The following is a 2,759-nucleotide window of genomic DNA, read 5'->3' as shown; positions in this document are numbered from 1 at the left end:
AAAGCATTGTTGTTTTCCGTTCCAGCGGACGCTTTCCGGGGGCACGGCTTCAATCTCCTCGTCGCTTTGCTCCTGCGGGGCTTTCAGCTCGCGCTGTTCCCCCAGGAGTCGCCGCTTCCTCTCCAAACAAACATAAAAGAGAACTTTTTATTAAAAAAGCATTGATAAAGCTATTAGTTGATTTTGATTAAAATTTCTTTTTTATAATGACTGTAAACATTACAAAAGTAACAATTCAAAGAACTATTAAAAACATAATTAAATTATGAAATGTGGCGTGAGTCTATTTCCAAGCTTTGTTTATGAATAATTTTATAGATCCTTATCGCTGTATAAAAGCCGTTTCCATTATTGATTGGAGCGCAAGACGGCGACTCCTACGGGATGAGTGAGACAGATAAGACATCACAACCACGCGCGTTAGCGATGGGTGATGGCTTATCGCTCACCCCGAGGAAAGCGTCCGGCTGGTGCGGAAATCAATTTTACTTTCTAATTTAAAGATTTATTTGCATCATAAATCAACAGACGTGAAATCACGTTGTTATTTCACTTCTATTAATCTATTTACCAGTTATGTCCTAGCCTCTTCTTTTGCAATCTATTTAATATCTTCAAATTCCTGTATCATTCATGAGTACCACTCTCCACCCGTCTGGATCTTCAAAAGTAACCCCACTCTTCTCCCAATAAGGATTTTCGGATGGGACTGGAGAATATCCCATACCAATTAATTGATTAACGAGGGTGTCCAGAATAAGTTTTTGAGGTATATAAAACACGAGTAAATTATCCTTAGTGGGACTAGGACATGGAGATCCGTCCTTATGAGCAGTAAATTCTAAGTGGTACAACTTGTTTGGCAAACCAATCATCACCCCATCGTAGCCGTCATGATCCTTGAAGCTTCCAATTATCTTTAATCCTAAGCCTTTATGGTAAAACTCAATAACCTGACTTAACTTATCAGTAGGTCTTGCAATTCTTATTTGAGCTATGCTATTTTGCCAATGATTCATCGCACTGTCCCCTTTTCGATGAATTGTATCATGTAATATAAATCTCTTACTTCCACCATTCGAATGAACTTATGTAGAACAATAGCTATTATCTATAGAAGGAGTGTTAAAATGAGACAAATTATTGCAATGGGTGGCGGTGGTTTCTCCATGGAGCCAAACAATCCACTGTTAGACCGATACATATTAGGACAAGCAAAGAAGAAATCACCAAAAGTTTGCTTTATACCAACTGCGAGTGGGGATCAAGACAACTACACAAACAGGTTTTACGAATCTTTTAATAAGCTAGAGTGCTCGACCTCTCACCTTTCCTTATTCGAGCCCAACTTTAGTGACTTGGAAGAGTTTATTTTGGAGCAAGATATTCTATATGTTGGTGGAGGAAACACTCGAAATATGCTAGTACTGTGGAAGGAGTGGGGACTAGATACCATTCTTTTAAAAGCCTATAAAAAAGGAATTATTTTAGCAGGTCTTAGTGCAGGTTCTATTTGCTGGTTTGAGGAAGGATTGACCGATCCATTAAATGGTCCGTTATATAAGCTTGATTGTCTTGGAATTTTAAAAGGAAGTAATTGTCCCCACTACGATGGAGAAAGTAAAAGAAGACCAGCTTATAAAGAAATGATTGCTGAAAACAAAATGAAACCTGGATATGCAGTAGAAGACGGAGTTGCTTTACATTTCGTTGATGAACAATTACATATATCCGTTAGCTCTCATATAGACCGTAAAGCGTATTTTGTCAATAGCATGGAGTATGTAGTTGAAGAACTTGAAATAAGTACTAAGTACCTAGGTCAATAATATCCTTATACTTGAATTTTAAAATACTAGTCAAATTCTCTTTAATAGAGTTGAAGGAAGCAACATTTCTACTACATAGATGCATAAATACAATAAAAAAATAAAAAATATTTTAGTTTCCTCCACAGTTTGACAAATTTTTCATTAATGATACTTTACAATAAAAAAAGTTCATCATTATACCAAGAAACCATTACAGTAAAAATCTGTTAAACGGAGGAAATTATCAGTGGAAACCAAGTGGCATGAAACATCTTTATTGATCTTAATAACTAGTAAAAGAAATGATATGTACAAAAAAGCAAAAAGTCTCGGGTTTACTCATCCTGTTGTAGTAGCATGTAGCCAAGAGCTCGATCAACTACTGAATGTTTATCAAGGAAAAGTATCTTGATCATACAAAATAACCAATCAACTATTGCTAAGCATTGATTGGTTTTTTCGTTATTTTTTATTGAAAAAGCTTTTACCTAGTAATTCAACGGTTTTAGGAAAAACAGCATATAACTTACTAGTGAAACTCATATAAAAAGGTAAATCTACCTCTCTAACAGGCTTATCAATGACTTTCTTAATAGCATCTACTACATTTTGTGGAGAAAGCAAATGCTTGCTCATCTTCTCACGGTAGCCCCCTGTTTGGTCTGCTAAATCTAAAAATGGAGTATCTATCGGACCAGGATTAATAGTGCTCACATGAATACCATATTCCTTTAACTCCATTCGAGCTGCATTTGCAAACCCAATGATTGCATGCTTAGTTGCTGCATACGCTGAAGCCTTAGGTGTGGCAACCTTACCTGCCTGTGATGCTACAAAGATAAAATGTCCTGTATTTCTCTCTTTCATAAGCTTTGCAGCTCTAAAGATAAGATTTCCTGTAACATCGCCCAGATAATCCTCCGGAACCACGATCTCCACCTTCATCAT

At 36.5% G+C, this 2,759-nt stretch carries 5 protein-coding genes; 3 read left to right on the top strand and 2 right to left on the bottom strand.

Features of this window, described 5'->3' with window-relative positions; genetic code table 11:
• Window positions 1-191: hypothetical protein (locus AC06OU_RS14650; RefSeq protein WP_475856758.1), on the top strand; the 191-nt coding region annotated here is incomplete at its 5' end.
• A gap of 423 nt (window positions 192-614) precedes the next feature.
• Here AC06OU_RS14650 and AC06OU_RS14645 read toward each other — a convergent pair.
• On the bottom strand, window positions 615-1,019 hold the full coding sequence (locus AC06OU_RS14645) for a VOC family protein (RefSeq protein ID WP_475856756.1): 405 nt from the start codon (window positions 1,017-1,019) through the stop codon (window positions 615-617).
• 111 nt (window positions 1,020-1,130) lie between these two features.
• Here AC06OU_RS14645 and AC06OU_RS14640 point away from each other — a divergent pair, with 111 nt between their 5' ends.
• The gene (locus AC06OU_RS14640; RefSeq protein ID WP_475856754.1) at window positions 1,131-1,829 is read left to right on the top strand and encodes a Type 1 glutamine amidotransferase-like domain-containing protein; all 699 of its coding nucleotides are present in this window, start codon (window positions 1,131-1,133) and stop codon (window positions 1,827-1,829) included.
• Window positions 1,830-2,058: 229 nt separating this feature from the next.
• Entirely contained in the window at window positions 2,059-2,223 is a 165-nt protein-coding gene (locus tag AC06OU_RS14635; RefSeq protein ID WP_251552987.1) for an aspartyl-phosphate phosphatase Spo0E family protein, read from the top strand.
• A 50-nt stretch (window positions 2,224-2,273) separates the two neighbouring features.
• Here AC06OU_RS14635 and AC06OU_RS14630 read toward each other — a convergent pair.
• The coding region (locus tag AC06OU_RS14630; RefSeq protein ID WP_475856753.1) for an SDR family NAD(P)-dependent oxidoreductase at window positions 2,274-2,759 on the bottom strand (486 nt) is incomplete at its 5' end.

Source organism: Psychrobacillus sp., assembly GCF_056205495.1.
The sequence above is the reverse complement of the archived record's forward strand: the minus strand, read 5'-3'. Positions and strand labels throughout refer to the sequence as shown.